Here is a 16,051-nt window from a genome sequence, read left to right on the forward strand (position 1 = left end):
GGTCAGAACCACGCCTGCGAATCGAGCGTCTTGTTGTCGTTCAGGTACAGCCAACCCTTGATGATACGGTACAGCGTCCAAATCCATGTGACAAACATCACGACGAATCCGACCGCGACGAACAGCAGCGCGATCCCGATCACGTAAGCGATCAGCGCGCGCCAGAACGTGCGGATCTGCCACTCGAAGTGATCGGCGTACGGCGTGCCGGCCACGTCGCCGCGCTTCACGTAGTTGATGATGATCGCGATGATGCCGGTGACGCCGCCGGTCAGCCAGTGAATCGCATAGAGGCCGTACAGCACGTGGGTCAGCGTGCGCAGCCCGTTCAGGCGTTCGGCATCCGCTGCTCCCGGCACCGCCGGCGTCGGAAACTGGTTCGACGTTTCGTTCATGATGCTACCCCCGTCAGATGACAATTCTTACAGCTTACCGCACTGTTGCCACCGCGGCGGGGTCTGTCCGTCACCCGCCGTTTTCCTCGCGCTCGCGGCGCTTGCGCAGCGCTTTTTCCTCGATGCCCGACAAGCCCTCGCGGCGCTCGAGTTCGGCGATCACGTCGGCCGGGCTCAGGTCGAAATGCGACAGCATCACGAGGCAGTGGAACCACAGGTCGGCCACCTCGCCGACGAGCGCGGCCGGCGCGCCGCCCTGGCGCACGTCCTTCGCGGCCAGCACGACTTCCGTCGCCTCTTCGCCGATCTTCTTCAGCACCGCGTCGTCGCCCTTGTGGAACAGGCGCGACACGTACGATTGATCGGGATCGCCGCCCTTGCGGCTATCGATCACGGCCGCGAGGCGCAGCAGCGTGTCTTCGGTCGATTGCGTCATTTGTAGATGTGTTCGGGGTCTTTCAGCACCGGCTCGACCGCGACCCAGTCGCCGCCGTCCACGGTACCTTCGAATTTCTGGAAGAAGCACGAATGCCGGCCGGTGTGGCACGCGATGCCCGACACCTGCTCGACCTTCAGCAGCACGACGTCCTCGTCGCAGTCGAGCCGCACCTCGTGCACGTGCTGCACGTGGCCCGACTCCTCGCCCTTGAACCACAGGCGCTTGCGCGAGCGCGAATAATAGACCGCGCGCTGCGTCTCGATCGTCTTCGCGAGCGCCTCGCGATTCATCCACGCGAACATCAGCACGTCGTTCGTCGACGCTTCCTGCGCAATCACCGGCACGAGGCCGTTGTCGTCCCAGCGGACCTTGTCGAGCCACGCGGGCAGGGATTTCGTTTCGGTATTCATCACAGCCTCACCGGGATGCCCTGGTCGGACATGAAGCGCTTCGCCTCGCCGACCGTGTGCTCGCCGTAGTGGAAGATGCTCGCGGCCAGCACCGCGTCGGCGCGACCGTCCTTGATGCCGTCCGCGAGATCCTGCAGGCAGCCGACGCCGCCCGACGCGATCACCGGCACCGGCACCGCGTCCGACACGCCGCGCGTGAGTGCAAGGTCGAAGCCCGACTTCGTGCCGTCGCGGTCCATGCTCGTGAGCAGGATCTCGCCCGCGCCGAGCTCGGCCATCTTGCGCGCCCATTCGATCGCGTCGAGGCCCGTGTTCTTGCGGCCGCCGTGCGTGAACACTTCCCAGCGCGGCGTCTCGCCGTCGGCCGACACGCGCTTCGCGTCGATCGCGACGACGATGCACTGCGAGCCGTACTTGTCGGCCGCGTCGCGCACGAGCTGCGGATTCGCGACCGCCGACGAATTCATGCTGACCTTGTCCGCGCCCGCGTTCAGCAGGCGCCGTACGTCCTCGACGGCACGCACGCCGCCGCCGACGGTCAGCGGAATGAACACCTGCGACGCGACGGCTTCGATGATCGGCAGGATCAGGTCGCGCTGGTCGGACGTCGCGGTGATGTCGAGGAACGTGAGTTCGTCGGCACCTTGTTCGTCGTAGCGGCGGGCGATTTCGACGGGGTCGCCGGCGTCGCGCAGCTCGACGAAATTGACGCCCTTGACGACACGCCCGGCAGTCACGTCCAGGCAGGGGATGATGCGTTTAGCTAGAGCCATGATGTTGCGCCAAATGCCGCGCTGGGACGGCCGGTTGCGGAGGCCTCGCACGAGGCGTCCGGTCGGGGCTGCTCGCGGGCAGCCCCGGCGAACGGGACAACCGCGGTTACGCGTTGTCGAGTTCGCCGTTCAGTTCGTCCGCGCGCTTTTGCGCGGCCGCGAAATCGAGATCGCCGGAATAGATTGCGCGGCCGCAGATCACGCCTTCGACGCCGTGTTCCTCGACTTCGCAGAGCTTGTCGATGTCCGCAAGATTCGACAGGCCGCCGCTCGCGATCACCGGAATGCCGACGGCCTGCGCGAGCTTCACGGTCGCGTCGATGTTGATGCCCTGCAGCATCCCGTCGCGGCCGATGTCCGTGTAGACGATCGATTCGACGCCATAGTCCTCGAACTTCTTCGCGAGATCGATCACTTCGTGGCCGGTCAGCTTGCTCCAGCCGTCGGTCGCGACCTTGCCGTCCTTCGCGTCCAGCCCGACGATGATGTTGCCCGCGAACGCGGTGCATGCGTCCTGCAGAAAGCCCGGATTCTTCACGGCGGCAGTGCCGATGATCACATAGGACAGGCCGGCGTCGAGATACTTCTCGATCGTCTCGAGGCTGCGGATGCCGCCGCCGAGTTGTACCGGGATTTCGTCGCCGACTTCGTCGAGGATCGCTTCGATCGCCTCGAGATTCTTCGGCTTGCCGGCGAATGCGCCGTTCAGGTCGACGAGATGGAGCCGCCGGGCGCCGAGATCGACCCACTTGCGGGCCATCGCCGCCGGGTCCTCGGAGAAAATCGTGGCCTGGTCCATATCGCCCTGTTTGAGGCGCACACACTGACCGTCTTTGAGGTCGATGGCCGGAATCAGCAACATAGCAATCGGGTGTCGTCGTGGAAAATGAAAAGAATCCGGCGCGTACCGGCCAAACCGGTGCCGCGCCGTCTCGCTAGTTTAGTACAACTCTTTCGGCGCTTAAGCGGGCAAGCCCCGCGCGACAGGCCGTTCGGCCAGTTCGACTGTGGCTCGCGCACCACGTTTACGGTTTCCAGTGTACGAAGTTGCGATACAGACGCAACCCGACCTCCGCGCTTTTCTCGGGGTGGAATTGGGTCGCGAAGAGATTGTCCCGCGCGACCGCTGACGTAAACGGCGCGCCGTAGGCCGTTTCGCCAACCGTGTGCGCCGGGTTGTCCGGCACGACGTAATAGCTGTGCACGAAGTAGAAATACGCGTCGTCGGGCACGCCGTCCCACAGCGGGTGCGGCTGCGCCTGGCGCACGCGGTTCCAGCCCATCTGCGGCACCTTGAAGCGCGAGCCGTCGTCCTGCAGCCGGCCGTCGAGCTCGAAGCGCACGACCTTGCCGGGCAGGAGACCCAGGCCCTTCGTGTCGCCTTCCGCGCTCCAGTCGAACAGCATCTGCTCGCCAACGCACACGCCGAGCAGCGGCTTCGTGCGCGACGCGTCGATCACGGCCTCCTGCAGGCCGGATTCGCCGAGGCAGCGCATGCAGTCGGGCATCGCACCCTGGCCGGGCAGCACGACGCGGTCGGCCGCGCGAATCGCGGCCGGCGTGTCGACGATCGCCACGTCGGCGGCCGGTTCGGCTTTCTTGAGCGCCTGCGCGACCGAGCGCAGGTTGCCCATCCCATAATCCACAATCGCAATCGAAGTTTTCATCTCAGTGCAGGCAGTAGCGCCCTCAGTCCATTGACGATGAATTCCACCGCCAGCGCCGACAGCATCAGACCCATCAGCCGCGTGGCGATGTTGATGCCGGTGCGGCCGATCCAGTTCGCGATCGGCTCGGCGAGCCGCATCGCGACGAAACACAGAAAAGCCAGAACCGCGCCGATCGCGACCAGCCCGGCCCGTTCATACCAGTGATGCGCGCTCGCCGCATAGACGATCACCGTGCTGATCGAGCCGGGGCCCGTGAGCAGTGGAATCGCCAGCGGCACGACCGCGATGTTGTCCTTCAGCTCGGCTTCGTCACGCTCCTCGGGCGTCGATCGCGTGTTGCCGATCTGCGCGTTGAGCATGTTGATCGCCATCAGCAGCATGATGATCCCGCCGCCGACTTCGAGCGACCCGACCGAAATGCCGAAGAAGTTGATGATCTGCTGCCCGAGCAGCGCGGTCACCGTCATCACGCAGAACACCGACACCGATGCGATCCGGATCGTGCGCCGCCGCTCGGCCTCCGTCTGCTGCGCCGTCAGGCTCAGGAAGAACGGCACCGCACCGACCGGATTGATCAGCGCGAGCAGCGAAATGAACGATTTGAGCAGATCCATCGCAAGCCGGCGCCGCGCGCCGAAGCCGTGAGGTTGTCCCGAGCGCAGTCCGTTCGGACGTTCAGAGGCTTCCTTTCGTCGACGGAATCTGCCCCGCCGCGCGCTCGTCGAGCTCCACCGCCGCGCGCAGCGCGCGGCCGAAGGCCTTGAACACCGTCTCGAGCTGATGGTGCGCGTTGATCCCGCGCAGGTTGTCGATGTGCAGCGTGACGCCCGCGTGGTTCACGAAACCGCGGAAGAACTCGATCGACAGGTCGACGTCGAACGTGCCGATCCGCGCGCGCGTGAACGGCACGTGGAATTCGAGGCCGGGCCGGCCCGAGAAGTCGATCACGACGCGCGACAGCGCCTCGTCGAGCGGCACGTACGAATGGCCGTAGCGGCGGATGCCCTTGCGATCGCCGATCGCCTTCGCGACGGCCTGGCCAAGCGTGATGCCGACGTCCTCGACCGTGTGGTGATCGTCGATATGCGTGTCGCCATGCGCTTCGACCTCGAGATCGACCAGACCGTGTCGCGCGATCTGGTCGAGCATATGGTCGAGAAACGGCACGCCGGTGGCCAGCTTCTGCCGGCCGGTGCCGTCGAGATCGAGCTTCACACGGATCTGCGTTTCGCTGGTATTGCGAACGACTTCCGCCACACGCATGGCAATTCCTTGATTGAGTCTGATGTAAATGGGGATTGATCGTCGCGCGCCGCCGCGCCCTGGGCTCAACCGGGCAGCGCGAGTTTCAAGGCGGCCAGCAGGCGGGCGTTTTCGTCGGGAGAACCGACGGTCAGCCGCACGCATTCGGCCAGTAACGGATGCATTTTACTCACGTTTTTGACCAGCACCCGCTCGGTGAGCAGCGCATCGAACACGGCAGCCGCGTCCGGCACGCGCACCAGCAGGAAATTGCCGGCGCTCGGAAACACCGTCGCGCCCGGCAGCGCGGCCACCGCCTGCGCGAGGCGCGCGCGCTCCGCGCGCAATTCGGCCGCCTGCGCATCGAGCACGTCGAGGTGGTCGAGCAGGAAATCGGCGGTCGCCTGGGTCAGCACGTTGATGTTGTACGGCGGGCGCACCTTGTCGAATTCGTTCAGCCACGCGGGCGAGCCGACGAGATAGCCGAGGCGGATACCCGCGAGGCCGAGCTTCGACACCGTGCGCATCACGACGACGTTGTCGAACTCGGCGGCACGGGGCAGCCACGAGCGCTCCGCGAACGGCTGGTACGCCTCGTCGATCACGATCAGGCTGTGCCGCGCGGCCGCGACGATCCGCTCGACGTCGGCATCGTCGTACAGCGTGCCGGTGGGGTTGTTCGGATACGCGAGATAGACGATCGCCGGCCGGTGCTCGGCGATCGCCGCGAGCATCGCATCGATGTCGAGCGTCAGGTCGGCCTTCAGCGGCACGCCGACGAATTCGAGCTGCGCGAGCTTCGCCGAGAGCTCGTACATCACGAAGCCCGGCACCGGCGCGAGCACCTTCGCGCCCGGCCGGGCGCACGCGACCGCGATCATGCTGATGATTTCGTCGGAACCGTTGCCGAGCAGCACGTCGCAACCGGCCGGCACGCGCATCGCGTGGCGCAGCTTGTCGAGCAGCGCGGCCGGGCGCGGCGCCGGGTAGCGGTTCAGCGCGACCTGTGCGAGCCGCTCGCCGAGCGCCGCGGCGAGCGGCGCCGGCAGCGGATACGGGTTCTCCATCGCGTCGAGCTTCACGAACCCGCTCGCGTCGGGAACCGGATAGCTCGTCATCGCGAGCACGTCGCGGCGGATGATGTCTTGTGGCGTCGTCATGGTCTCAAGCCGGCGTGCGTCGCGCTGGCGTCAAATGGTTGGCAAGGCGGCGGCTGCCGCCTTGCGCTCGTCTCCTGCGTCGATCCGGGGCCGCCGGCGCCGGTGCCGGCGCGTCGGCGCGCGCCCGGTCCCGCGCACGGCGCGCTCAGCCCTTCATCCGGAACTCGGCGCTCCTCGCATGCGCCTGCAGCCCTTCGCCGTACGCGAGCTCGGACGCGATCTCGCCGAGCGTCTGCGCGCCTTCCGCGCTGACCTCGATCAGGCTCGAGCGCTTGATGAAGTCGTACACGCCGAGCGGCGACGAGAAGCGCGCGGTGCGCGACGTCGGCAGCACGTGGTTCGGCCCCGCGCAGTAGTCGCCGAGGCTTTCGCTCGTATAGCGGCCGAGGAAGATCGCGCCCGCATGGCGGATCTGCTGACCCCATTGCTGCGGCTCCAGCGCCGAGATTTCGAGGTGTTCCGGTGCGATGTCGTTCGCGATCCGGCACGCCTCGGCCATGTCGCGCACCTTGATCAGCGCGCCGCGCCCCTCGAGCGACGCACGGATCACGTCCTGGCGCGGCATCGTCGGCAGCAGCTCGTCGATCGCCTTCTCGACGCGATCGAGGAACGCACCGTCCGGGCACAGCAGGATCGACTGCGCGAGTTCGTCGTGTTCGGCCTGCGAGAACAGGTCCATCGCGACCCAATTCGGATCGGTCGTGCCGTCGCACAGCACGAGGATTTCCGACGGCCCGGCGATCATGTCGATGCCGACCGTGCCGAATACGCGGCGCTTCGCCGACGCGACATACGCGTTGCCGGGGCCGCAGATCTTGTCGACGGCCGGCACCGTCGCCGTGCCGTACGCGAGCGCGCCGACCGCTTGCGCGCCGCCGATCGTGAACACGCGATCGACGCCGCCGAGCAGCGCCGCGGCGAGCACGAGGTCGTTCTTCACGCCGTCCGGCGTCGGCACGACCATCACGATCTCGCCGACCCCCGCGACACGCGCGGGAATCGCGTTCATCAGCACCGACGACGGATACGCGGCCTTGCCGCCCGGCACGTACAGGCCGACGCGGTCGAGCGGCGTGACCTTCTGGCCGAGCACCGTGCCGTCGCTTTCCGTGTACTGCCAGCTATGCGTGCCGCACTCGATCTTCTGCTTCTCGTGGTACGCGCGCACCCGCGCCGCGGCGGCTTCCAGCGCCGCGCGCGCCTTCGGCGCGAGGCCGTCGAGCGCCGTCTGCAGCGCGTCCTGCGGCAGTTCGAGCGCGGCGACGCTGTCCGCGCTCAGCCGGTCGAAGCGGTTCGTGTACTCGAGCACCGCGGCGTCGCCGCGCGACTTCACGTCGGCGAGGATCTGCGCGACCGATTGCTCGATCGCCTCGTCTTCGCTCGCCTCGAACGCGAGCACGGCGCGCAGGGCGGCGCCGAAGCCTTCGTTCGTCGAGTCGAGCTTGCGGATGGTGATGGACATGGGAGTTCCGTTACGGTGATGCGCTCAACCGCCATTCTGCGACGCGCGTTCGAACGCGTCGAGGATCGGCTTGAGCGCCGCGCGCTTCAGCTTGAGCGCGGCCTGGTTCACGACGAGGCGCGACGAGATCGCCATGATCTCCTCGACCTCGACCAGATTGTTCGCCTTCAGCGTGCCGCCCGAGCTGACGAGGTCGACGATCGCGTCGGCCAGCCCGACCAGCGGCGCCAGCTCCATCGAGCCGTACAGCTTGATCAGGTCGACGTGCACGCCCTTCGCGGCAAAGTGTTCGCGCGCCGTTTCGACGTATTTGGTCGCGACCCGCAGGCGCGCGCCCTGGCGCACCGCGCTCGCGTAGTCGAAACCGGCCGGCACGGCCACCGACATCCGGCAGCGCGCAATGTTCAGATCGATCGGCTGGTACAGGCCCGAGCCGCCGTGCTCGACCAGCACGTCCTTGCCGGCCACGCCGAAATCGGCCGCGCCGTATTCGACGTAGGTCGGCACGTCGCTCGCGCGCACGATGATCACGCGCAGGTTCGGATCGGTCGTCGGCAGGATCAGCTTGCGCGACGTTTCCGGATCCTCGGCCACCTGCACGCCGGCAGCCGCCAGCAGCGGCAGGGTTTCCTCGAAGATCCGGCCCTTCGACAGGGCGAGGGTCAGCGGCGCGGTCATGCTTGGCTCCCGGAAAGGCGGCGCACGTTCGCGCCGACGGCGGTCAGTTTGGTTTCCATGCGGTCGTAGCCGCGGTCCAGATGATAGATGCGGTCGACGAGCGTTTCGCCGTCGGCGCGCAGCCCGGCGATCACGAGGCTCGCCGACGCACGCAGGTCGGTCGCCATCACGTTCGCGCCCGACAGCTTCTCGACACCCGTCACGAGCGCCGTGTTGCCGTCGATCGTGATGTTCGCGCCGAGCCGGTTCAACTCCTGCACATGCATGAAGCGGTTCTCGAAAATGGTTTCGACAACCTGCGCGGTGCCCGTCGCGACCGTATTGAGGGCCATGAACTGCGCCTGCATGTCGGTCGGGAACGCCGGGTATTCCGACGTGCGGATCGTCACCGCCGACGGGCGGCGATCCATCTTCACGCGCAGCCAGCTGTCGCCTTCCTCGATCGACACGCCCGCTTCGCGCAGCTTGTCGATCACCGCGTCGAGGATGTGCGGGCGCACGCCCGTCAGCCTCACGTCGCCGCCGGCCGCCGCGACCGCGCACAGGAACGTGCCGGCCTCGATGCGGTCGGGGATCACCGAATGGCGCGCGCCGTGCAGCCGCTCGACGCCCTGGATCACGAGGCGGTCGGTGCCGATGCCGTCGATTTTCGCGCCCATCGCGACCAGCAAGTGTGCGAGATCGCTCACTTCCGGCTCGCGCGCGGCGTTTTCGATCACCGTCTCGCCGTCGGCGAGCGTCGCGGCCATCAGCAGGTTCTCGGTCCCCGTCACCGTGATCATGTCGGTCACGATGCGCGCGCCCTTCAGGCGTTTCGCGCGCGCTTCGATGAAGCCGTGCTCGATGCTGATCTCGGCGCCCATCGCCTGCAGGCCCTTGATGTGCTGGTCGACCGGCCGCGCGCCGATCGCGCAGCCGCCCGGCAGCGACACCTTCGCCTCGCCGAAGCGCGCGAGCAGCGGCCCGAGCACGAGGATCGACGCGCGCATCGTCTTCACGAGTTCGTACGGTGCGACGAGGTTGTCGACGCGCGACGCGTCGAGCTGCACGCGGCAGCCGTCGGTCTCGCTCTTCACGCCCATCTGGTTCAGCACCTTCAGCGTGGTGCGCACGTCCTTCAGGTTCGGCACGTTGTCGAGCTCGACCGGCTCGGCGCTGAGCAGCCCCGCGCACAGGATCGGCAGCGCGGCGTTCTTCGCGCCCGACACGACGATCTCGCCGGACAGCCGGCGACCGCCTTCGATCACCAGCTTGTCCATCCCCTGTCCCTGCGATTCCCCGTTGGCGGCCGGGTGTGCCGTGGCGACGCTCTGGACGGCGTCGCGCTCGTTGGCGGTGACTTGCACTCAGTGATTTCCGTTTATGCGTTCTGCCATTCGGCGGGCGTCAGCGTCTTCATGCTGAGCGCGTGAATTTCCTGCTTCATGCGATCGCCGAGCGCCGCATAGACGAGCTGGTGCCGCTGGATCGGCCGCTTGCCTTCGAAGGCCGCCGACACGATCGTCGCGAAGAAATGCTGGCCGTCGCCTTCGACTTCCAGATGTGTGCAGGCGAGACCGCCGGCGATGTATTGCTTGACCTGTTCGGGAGTCGGCAACATGGTGTAGGGCTCCTGTCGGCGCGCGCCGCCCCGGGGCGGCCGCGGCCTGTCGATATCAATGACGCAGTTTGTAGCCGGTCGCGAGCAGCCGCATCGCGATCAGCGCGAGCAGCACGAAGAAACCGGTGACGATCGCGAGGCTCGCGAACGGGTTGATGTCGGACGCGCCGAAGAACCCGAAACGGAAGCCGTCGATCATGTAGAAAAATGGGTTGAGACGCGACACTTCGCGCCACACGGGCGGCAGCGAGTGCGTCGAATAGAACACGCCGGACAGAAACGTCAGCGGCATGATCAGGAAGTTCTGGAACGCGGCGAGCTGGTCGAACTTCTCGGCCCAGATCCCGGCGATCAGCCCGAGCGTGCCGAGGATCGCCGAGCCGAGCAGCGCGAACGCAATGATGAACAGCGGCGCCGCGAAGTGCATCGGGATAAACCAGATCGTCACGACGAACACGCCCGCGCCGACCGCGAGCCCGCGCACGACGGACGCGAGCACGTACGCGCCGAAGATGTCGCGATACGACAGCGGCGGCAGCAGCATGAACACGAGGTTGCCGGTGATCTTCGACTGGATCAGCGACGACGAGCTGTTCGCGAACGCGTTCTGCAGCACGCTCATCATCACGAGGCCCGGCACGAGAAAGCTCACGTATTCGACACCGGGATAGACCTCGACGCGGCCCGACAGCGCATGGCCGAAGATCGTCAGATACAGCAGCGCGGTGACGATCGGCGCGAGCACCGTCTGGAACGACACCTTCCAGAAACGCAGCAGTTCCTTGTAGAACAGCGTGCGGAACCCGCTTCCCGGCACGCGCCGGGCCGTCCCCTCGGACGACAGCGAACGCAGTTCGCGTGGGGAGTGTTGATTCATGCCAGACCCTCGATCACCTCGGCCCCGTTCATCACCTGGACGAACACGTCCTCGAGGTCGGCCTTGCGGACCTCGATCTCGTCGAACGTGCAGCCCGCCGCGCGGCATTGCGCAAGGATGCGTTCGACCTCGTCGTAACTCGCGAGGCGCAGCAGGTGCTCGCCCGGCGCGCGCGCGGCCGGGTCGGTTTCCAGCCCGCGCAGCTCGGCCGGCAGCGCGCCCGTCGCGAACCGCAGGTACAGCTGCAGGCCCGCGAAGCGGCGCAGCAGCGCGTCGGTGCGGTCGAGCGCGACGACTTCGCCACGGCGCAGCATCGCGATGCGGTCGCACAGCGACTCGGCTTCCTCGAGGTAATGGGTGGTCAGCACGATCGTGTGACCCTCGCGATTCAGGCGCGAGATGAATTTCCACAGCGTCTGGCGCAATTCGACGTCGACGCCGGCGGTCGGCTCGTCGAGCACGATTACGGGCGGCCGGTGCACGAGCGCCTGCGCGACGAGCACGCGACGCTTCATCCCGCCCGACAGCGCGCGCATGTTCGCGTCGGCTTTCTCGGTGAGATCGAGATTGGCCATCACTTCGTCGATCCAGTCGTCGTTGCGGCGCAGCCCGAAATAGCCGGACTGGATCCGCAGCGTTTCGCGAACGGTGAAGAACGGGTCGAAAACGAGCTCCTGCGGAACGACGCCGAGTGCGCGGCGCGCGCTGCGGAAGTCCTGGACGACGTCGTGACCGAGCACCGAGATACTGCCTTCGTCGGCCCGGGCGAGCCCGGCGAGGATGCTGATGAGCGTGGTCTTGCCTGCGCCGTTGGGGCCGAGCAGACCGAAAAACTCGCCTTCCTCGACCGACAGGCTGACGCCCTTGAGCGCCTGAAGCGACTTGTAGCGCTTCTTGACGTGACGGATTTCTATGGCTGACATGACTGTGCGCGACGCAAGGGCCGCGACGCCTATTCTGTGCTTGCTGCGAAAGAAAATGGGGGCCGGACGCCGATTGGCTGCCCCGCAAAACGCTTGATTATAGGGCAAACCGGCTGGTGGAGCCGGCGCCGGCGGCGCGCGGCCTGAAGCGTGCGCGCGCCGGCTGGCGCGGCAGGCTTCGGTCGGACAGGGTCAATGTCGCCCGGTGCCGTCGATGAGCGTGTCGACGCCGTAGGCGCGCGCGAGGCTGGCGAGCTTCGGAGGGAGATTGAGGATGTCGAGGGTCGCGCCGCGCGCTTTGGCGGCACGTTGCCATGCGAGCAGCACGGCGAGCGCCGACGAGTCGAACTGCGTCAGCGCCGCGCAATCGACGGCGGTCGCGCCGGCGCCGATGCGCGCAAGACCGTCCGCGAGCGCGGACTTCGCGCTCGCGACGGTCAGCGAGGAAGCGGCTGCGAAGCCGCTCACGACGCTTGCTTGCCCGCGGCAAGTTCCTGGTTGCGCTGCGACAGGAACTTGATCAGGCCGTCCACGCCGCTTTGCTGGATCTTCTCGTTGAACTGTTGCTGGTACGTCTGGATCAGCCACGCGCCGAGCACGTTCAGGTCATACACCTTCCAGCCGTTCGCCGTCTTGTACAGGCGGTAGTCGATCTGGACCGGCTGGCCGTTGTTCATCGCGATCGTCTTGACCACGACGTCGGTATCGGCCGGATCGGCGCGGAACGGCGGGTACTGGATCTGCTGGTCCGGCTTCAGTTGGGCGAGCGCGCCCGAATACGTGCGGATCAGCAGCAGCTTGAACTGCTCCTGAACCTGCTGCTGCTGCTCGACCGTCGCCGTGCGCCAGTTGCGGCCCATGGCCAGCTGCGTGGTGCGGCGGAAATCGGTGTACGGCAGGATGTCCTTGTTGACGATCGTGATGATGCGGTTGGTGTCGCCCTGCTTGATCGTCTGCTGCTTGACTTCGTCGAGCACCTGCTGCGTCGCCGTCTTGATCAGCGCCTGCGGGTTCGACTGGTCGACTTGCGCGTGAGCTGCGCTGCCGAACGAGAACAGCGCCGCGAAAACGGGGATCAGGAACAGTTTTTTCATCATAGTGGCCTGCATGAATGAGTCGATGCGAAGGTTGGAGCAGGTAGCTTACGCGCAAGTTCGCATACGCTACCGACTGAATCGTTTCCGGCTGTAACGAATGTAAATCCGTCAGTGCAGCCGGATGCTCGGGAACCGGAACCCGCCCGGCGACGGCGGCGCCACCTGCATGGCCGGCACGTTCGTTTCGCTCGCCGGGTTGGGCGCTTCGGCCGCGCCCGACGCAGGCGCAGCAACCGCCGCGCCCGATGCGCCCGCCGGCGCGGCGCCGCCCACCGCGGCCGCGCCCGCCGTACCGGCCGCGCCGGCTGCCGCCGGTGCCGCCCCGTCTTCCGGCAGGTCGTACTTCGGCAGCGCGTCGTTGCTCGACGTCGTGGCGGCCTCGCCGCGCGCGTTGTTGATCAGCATCTGGCGACGCTGCAGGTACGCATTGCGTACGAACGAATACTTGTCGAGCGCCGCGGCATCGAGCACGTCGCCCGCGCCCAGCAGGTTCGCACGCGTGTTGACCAGGTTCACGCCGAACAAGCCCCAGCTCAGGCCGTCCGGCTTCACGTAGGTGAGCGGGTTGCCGACGTAGTCGACGCCCAGGCCGGCCGTGTCGCGCAGTGTGCTCGGGCCGAGCAGCGGCAGCACGAGGTACGGACCCGACGGCATGCCGTAGCGGCCCATCGTGATCCCGAAGTCGGCCGTGTGCTTCGGCAGCTTCGCGATCGTCGCGACGTCGAACAGGCCGCCGACGCCGAACACCGTGTTGATCACGACGCGCATGATGTCGCCGACGCCGTCCGCGATCCGCAGCTGCACGATGTTGTTCGCCGCGATGTAGACGTCGCCGATGTTCGAGAAGAAGTTCGTCACGCTGTCGCGCACCGGCTGCGGCACCACGTACTGGTAGCCCTTCGCGACCGGCTTCAGCGCGTACGTATCGACCGTGTCGTTGAACTTGTACATCGTCCGGTTGAAGCCTTCGAGCGGATCGCCCTTGGTCGGCGTCTGCACGGTCGCGCAGCCGCTCAACGCGGCGACTGCCGCTACCGCCAGCGCGGCGTGCCTGATGCGGATCGTGTGCATGTCATTACCCTCTTGTTTTCTCTCGTGTGGTTATTGGCCGGCCGAACCGGACACCGCCGACGCCGGTATCGCCACCGGCGCCGGAGCGGCGGGAGCAGCCGATGCGCCGGTTGCCGGCTTCGCACCGCCCGCATCGGCGGCCTTGCTGTACAGGAACTGGCCGATCAGGTTCTCGAGCACGATCGCCGACTGCGTCATCGCGATCGTATCGCCCGATTTCAGCATTTCGGTGTCGCCGCCCGGATCGAGGCCGATATATTGCTCGCCGAGCAGGCCCGACGTCAGGATCTTCGCCGACGAATCCTTCGGGAACGGGTATTGGCCGTCGATGTCGATCGTGACGAGCGCCTGGTAGGTGTTCGTGTCGAAGCCGATCGACTTCACGCGGCCGACCACGACGCCGGCGCTCTTCACGGCCGCGCGCGGCTTCAGCCCGCCGATATTGTCGAATTTCATCCTCACCGAGTAGGTCGGCTGAAACGACAGCGAGCTCATGTTGCCGACCTTCAGCGCCAGGAACAGCACCGCAAGGAAGCCCACCACCACGAACAGGCCGACCCAGAAGTCGAGAGCAGTCTTTTTCATCGTCATCCCAAAATTTGGCTTGGCTGAGGCTTAGCTGAACATCAGCGCGGTCAGCAGGAAATCGAGGCCGAGTACGGCGAGCGACGCGAACACGACCGTCTTGGTGGTCGCGCGCGACACGCCTTCGGGCGTGGGCTTCGCTTCATACCCCTGAAACAGTGCAATGAAGGTCACGGCGAAGCCGAACACGATGCTCTTCAGCACGCCGTTGCCGACGTCGGCCCAGACCTGGACGCCGCCCTGCATCTGCGACCAGAACGCGCCCGGATCGACGCCGATCAGCACGACGCCGACGAAGTACCCGCCGAGCACGCCGACCGCGTTGAAGATCGCGGCCAGCAGCGGCATCGCGATGATGCCCGCCCACATGCGCGGCGCGATCACGTTCTTGATCGGGTCGACGGCCATCATCTCGAGCGCGGTGAGCTGCTCGCCGGCCTTCATCAGGCCGATCTCGGCCGTGAGCGACGTGCCCGCGCGGCCCGCGAACAGCAGCGCGGTGACGACGGGCCCGAGCTCGCGCACGAGCGACAGCGCGACCAGCAGGCCGAGCGCCTGCTCGGAACCATAGCGGTTCAGCGTGTAATACCCCTGCAGGCCGAGCACGAAGCCGACGAACAGCCCCGACACGGCGATGATCACGAACGAATAGTTGCCGAGGAAGTGGATCTGCTTCGTGACCAGCCGCGGCCGACGCAGCAGCGGGAAGAATTCCAGCACGAGGCGCACGAACAAGCGCGTGCCGTAGCCCGCCCGCTCGAGGCCGCCGATGACGTAACGTCCGATCGCGCTGATCATGCGCGCCCTCCGCCGAGCCCGAAATCCGCCGCCAGCGGCGGGCTCGTGTAGTGAAATTTGAACGGGCCGTCCGGCGCGCCGTCGATGAATTGCCGCACGCTCGGATCGGTCGACGCGCGCAGCTCGTCGGGCGTGCCCTGCGCGAGCACGCCGCCGTTAGCCAGAAAATACACGTAGTCGGCGATCGCGAACGATTCCGGCACGTCGTGCGTGACGAGGATCGACGTCGCGCCGAGCGCCTGGTTCAGCGTGCGGATCAGGTTGGCGGTGATGCCGAGCGAGATCGGATCCAGGCCCGCGAACGGCTCGTCGTACATGATGAGCTGCGGATCGAGCGCGATCGCGCGAGCCAGCGCGATGCGGCGCGCCATCCCGCCCGACACCTCGGACGGCATCAGGTCGCGCGCGCCGCGCAGCCCGACCGCGTTCAGCTTCATCAGCACCAGGTCGCGGATCAGGTCTTCGGGCAGGTCGGTATGCTCGCGCAGCGCGAACGCGACGTTCTCGAACACCGACATGTCGGTGAACAGCGCGCCGAACTGGAACAGCATGCCCATCTTGCGGCGCAGCGCATACAGGCCGTCGCGCGTTTGCGCGCCGACGTCGGCGCCGTCGAACAGCACCTGGCCACGGCGCGCGCGCACGAGGCCGCCGATCAGGCGCAGCACGGTGGTCTTGCCGCAACCCGAGCCGCCCATGACCGCGACGACCTGCCCACGCCCGAAGCGCAGGTTCAGGTTGGACAGGACGAGGCGATCGCCGTAGCCGAAGTCGACGTCGCGAAGTTCCAGCAGGGTCTCGGTAGGAGTGGGGCTCACGGAGCTGACAGTCCTTTTACGCAGAACGCCGAATTATAGGGCCTGCATTGGAA

At 66.7% G+C, this 16,051-nt stretch carries 21 protein-coding genes; all 21 read right to left on the reverse strand.

Translation table 11 applies throughout. The features are described 5' to 3' along the window. Positions 1-2: 2 nt before the first annotated feature. On the reverse strand, positions 3-395 hold the full coding sequence (locus WS61_RS06320; RefSeq protein WP_059499733.1) for a hypothetical protein: 393 nt from the start codon (positions 393-395) through the stop codon (positions 3-5). Positions 396-465: 70 nt separating this feature from the next. Continuing rightward, positions 466-831, reverse strand: coding sequence for a phosphoribosyl-ATP diphosphatase (locus tag WS61_RS06325; protein ID WP_059499734.1), 366 nt, complete (start codon positions 829-831; stop codon positions 466-468). Further along, positions 828-1,244, reverse strand: a complete 417-nt coding sequence (gene hisI, locus WS61_RS06330) for a phosphoribosyl-AMP cyclohydrolase (RefSeq protein ID WP_011546604.1) — start codon at positions 1,242-1,244, stop codon at positions 828-830. Before hisI ends, WS61_RS06325 begins: the two co-directional genes overlap by 4 nt. Beyond that, positions 1,244-2,017: an imidazole glycerol phosphate synthase subunit HisF gene (hisF, locus tag WS61_RS06335; protein WP_059499735.1), complete on the reverse strand. Its 774-nt coding sequence runs from the start codon at positions 2,015-2,017 to the stop codon at positions 1,244-1,246. The genes hisI and hisF overlap by 1 nt, the downstream gene beginning before the upstream one ends. A gap of 106 nt (positions 2,018-2,123) precedes the next feature. Then, the gene (gene hisA, locus WS61_RS06340; RefSeq protein WP_059499736.1) at positions 2,124-2,879 is read right to left on the reverse strand and encodes a 1-(5-phosphoribosyl)-5-[(5-phosphoribosylamino)methylideneamino]imidazole-4-carboxamide isomerase; all 756 of its coding nucleotides are present in this window, start codon (positions 2,877-2,879) and stop codon (positions 2,124-2,126) included. A 163-nt stretch (positions 2,880-3,042) separates the two neighbouring features. Continuing rightward, complete coding sequence (hisH, locus tag WS61_RS06345) at positions 3,043-3,684, reverse strand: imidazole glycerol phosphate synthase subunit HisH (RefSeq protein ID WP_059499737.1); 642 nt, start codon at positions 3,682-3,684, stop codon at positions 3,043-3,045. Then, entirely contained in the window at positions 3,681-4,301 is a 621-nt protein-coding gene (locus WS61_RS06350) for a YchE family NAAT transporter (protein ID WP_059499738.1), read from the reverse strand. The genes hisH and WS61_RS06350 overlap by 4 nt, the downstream gene beginning before the upstream one ends. Positions 4,302-4,362: 61 nt before the next feature. Beyond that, positions 4,363-4,950, reverse strand: coding sequence for an imidazoleglycerol-phosphate dehydratase HisB (gene hisB / locus WS61_RS06355; RefSeq protein ID WP_011546606.1), 588 nt, complete (start codon positions 4,948-4,950; stop codon positions 4,363-4,365). A 65-nt stretch (positions 4,951-5,015) separates the two neighbouring features. Next, positions 5,016-6,089: a histidinol-phosphate transaminase gene (gene hisC, locus WS61_RS06360; protein WP_059499739.1), complete on the reverse strand. Its 1,074-nt coding sequence runs from the start codon at positions 6,087-6,089 to the stop codon at positions 5,016-5,018. Between the two features lie 145 nt (positions 6,090-6,234). Then, on the reverse strand, positions 6,235-7,551 hold the full coding sequence (gene hisD / locus WS61_RS06365) for a histidinol dehydrogenase (protein ID WP_027783351.1): 1,317 nt from the start codon (positions 7,549-7,551) through the stop codon (positions 6,235-6,237). Positions 7,552-7,575: 24 nt separating this feature from the next. After that, positions 7,576-8,229, reverse strand: a complete 654-nt coding sequence (gene hisG / locus WS61_RS06370; protein ID WP_059499740.1) for an ATP phosphoribosyltransferase — start codon at positions 8,227-8,229, stop codon at positions 7,576-7,578. Continuing rightward, positions 8,226-9,575: a UDP-N-acetylglucosamine 1-carboxyvinyltransferase gene (gene murA / locus WS61_RS06375; RefSeq protein WP_059499741.1), complete on the reverse strand. Its 1,350-nt coding sequence runs from the start codon at positions 9,573-9,575 to the stop codon at positions 8,226-8,228. Before murA ends, hisG begins: the two co-directional genes overlap by 4 nt. Before the next feature lie 14 nt (positions 9,576-9,589). Then, positions 9,590-9,829: a BolA family protein gene (locus WS61_RS06380; RefSeq protein ID WP_006477131.1), complete on the reverse strand. Its 240-nt coding sequence runs from the start codon at positions 9,827-9,829 to the stop codon at positions 9,590-9,592. A 55-nt stretch (positions 9,830-9,884) separates the two neighbouring features. Next, positions 9,885-10,706: an ABC transporter permease gene (locus WS61_RS06385; protein WP_230624984.1), complete on the reverse strand. Its 822-nt coding sequence runs from the start codon at positions 10,704-10,706 to the stop codon at positions 9,885-9,887. Continuing rightward, positions 10,703-11,629, reverse strand: a complete 927-nt coding sequence (locus tag WS61_RS06390; protein WP_034209771.1) for an ABC transporter ATP-binding protein — start codon at positions 11,627-11,629, stop codon at positions 10,703-10,705. Before WS61_RS06390 ends, WS61_RS06385 begins: the two co-directional genes overlap by 4 nt. A gap of 192 nt (positions 11,630-11,821) precedes the next feature. Beyond that, complete coding sequence (locus tag WS61_RS06395; protein ID WP_059499742.1) at positions 11,822-12,097, reverse strand: lipid asymmetry maintenance protein MlaB; 276 nt, start codon at positions 12,095-12,097, stop codon at positions 11,822-11,824. Next, a complete protein-coding gene (locus tag WS61_RS06400) occupies positions 12,094-12,723 on the reverse strand; it encodes a phospholipid-binding protein MlaC (RefSeq protein ID WP_059499780.1) in 630 nt (209 codons plus the stop codon). Before WS61_RS06400 ends, WS61_RS06395 begins: the two co-directional genes overlap by 4 nt. A 111-nt stretch (positions 12,724-12,834) precedes the next feature. Then, positions 12,835-13,797, reverse strand: coding sequence for a VacJ family lipoprotein (locus WS61_RS06405; RefSeq protein ID WP_059499743.1), 963 nt, complete (start codon positions 13,795-13,797; stop codon positions 12,835-12,837). Between the two features lie 30 nt (positions 13,798-13,827). Beyond that, a complete protein-coding gene (gene mlaD / locus WS61_RS06410) occupies positions 13,828-14,388 on the reverse strand; it encodes an outer membrane lipid asymmetry maintenance protein MlaD (RefSeq protein ID WP_059499744.1) in 561 nt (186 codons plus the stop codon). A 24-nt stretch (positions 14,389-14,412) separates the two neighbouring features. Continuing rightward, positions 14,413-15,180 (reverse strand): lipid asymmetry maintenance ABC transporter permease subunit MlaE, encoded by a 768-nt coding sequence (gene mlaE / locus WS61_RS06415; RefSeq protein ID WP_034209767.1) that lies wholly within the window; start codon positions 15,178-15,180, stop codon positions 14,413-14,415. Then, the gene (locus tag WS61_RS06420) at positions 15,177-15,998 is read right to left on the reverse strand and encodes an ABC transporter ATP-binding protein (protein ID WP_006477138.1); all 822 of its coding nucleotides are present in this window, start codon (positions 15,996-15,998) and stop codon (positions 15,177-15,179) included. Before WS61_RS06420 ends, mlaE begins: the two co-directional genes overlap by 4 nt. Positions 15,999-16,051: the final 53 nt, after the last annotated feature.

The sequence above is a fragment of the Burkholderia sp. ABCPW 11 genome (assembly GCF_001523445.1).
In the GTDB taxonomy this organism is placed as follows: domain Bacteria; phylum Pseudomonadota; class Gammaproteobacteria; order Burkholderiales; family Burkholderiaceae; genus Burkholderia.

What these genes read in the sequence shown, in the direction of transcription:
- WS61_RS06320 (WP_059499733.1), bottom strand. Translation starts at nt 395, where the DNA reads ATGAACGAAACGTCGAACCAGTTTCCGACGCCGGCGGTGCCGGGAGCA.
- hisG (WP_059499740.1), bottom strand. Translation starts at nt 8,229, where the DNA reads ATGACCGCGCCGCTGACCCTCGCCCTGTCGAAGGGCCGGATCTTCGAG.
- hisB (WP_011546606.1), bottom strand. Translation starts at nt 4,950, where the DNA reads ATGCGTGTGGCGGAAGTCGTTCGCAATACCAGCGAAACGCAGATCCGT.
- WS61_RS06380 (WP_006477131.1), bottom strand. Translation starts at nt 9,829, where the DNA reads ATGTTGCCGACTCCCGAACAGGTCAAGCAATACATCGCCGGCGGTCTC.
- WS61_RS06350 (WP_059499738.1), bottom strand. Translation starts at nt 4,301, where the DNA reads ATGGATCTGCTCAAATCGTTCATTTCGCTGCTCGCGCTGATCAATCCG.
- WS61_RS06400 (WP_059499780.1), bottom strand. Translation starts at nt 12,723, where the DNA reads ATGAAAAAACTGTTCCTGATCCCCGTTTTCGCGGCGCTGTTCTCGTTC.
- mlaE (WP_034209767.1), bottom strand. Translation starts at nt 15,180, where the DNA reads ATGATCAGCGCGATCGGACGTTACGTCATCGGCGGCCTCGAGCGGGCG.
- hisH (WP_059499737.1), bottom strand. Translation starts at nt 3,684, where the DNA reads ATGAAAACTTCGATTGCGATTGTGGATTATGGGATGGGCAACCTGCGC.
- hisI (WP_011546604.1), bottom strand. Translation starts at nt 1,244, where the DNA reads ATGAATACCGAAACGAAATCCCTGCCCGCGTGGCTCGACAAGGTCCGC.
- WS61_RS06325 (WP_059499734.1), bottom strand. Translation starts at nt 831, where the DNA reads ATGACGCAATCGACCGAAGACACGCTGCTGCGCCTCGCGGCCGTGATC.
- WS61_RS06385 (WP_230624984.1), bottom strand. Translation starts at nt 10,706, where the DNA reads ATGAATCAACACTCCCCACGCGAACTGCGTTCGCTGTCGTCCGAGGGG.
- hisA (WP_059499736.1), bottom strand. Translation starts at nt 2,879, where the DNA reads ATGTTGCTGATTCCGGCCATCGACCTCAAAGACGGTCAGTGTGTGCGC.
- hisF (WP_059499735.1), bottom strand. Translation starts at nt 2,017, where the DNA reads ATGGCTCTAGCTAAACGCATCATCCCCTGCCTGGACGTGACTGCCGGG.
- hisD (WP_027783351.1), bottom strand. Translation starts at nt 7,551, where the DNA reads ATGTCCATCACCATCCGCAAGCTCGACTCGACGAACGAAGGCTTCGGC.
- hisC (WP_059499739.1), bottom strand. Translation starts at nt 6,089, where the DNA reads ATGACGACGCCACAAGACATCATCCGCCGCGACGTGCTCGCGATGACG.
- WS61_RS06390 (WP_034209771.1), bottom strand. Translation starts at nt 11,629, where the DNA reads ATGTCAGCCATAGAAATCCGTCACGTCAAGAAGCGCTACAAGTCGCTT.
- WS61_RS06405 (WP_059499743.1), bottom strand. Translation starts at nt 13,797, where the DNA reads ATGCACACGATCCGCATCAGGCACGCCGCGCTGGCGGTAGCGGCAGTC.
- mlaD (WP_059499744.1), bottom strand. Translation starts at nt 14,388, where the DNA reads ATGACGATGAAAAAGACTGCTCTCGACTTCTGGGTCGGCCTGTTCGTG.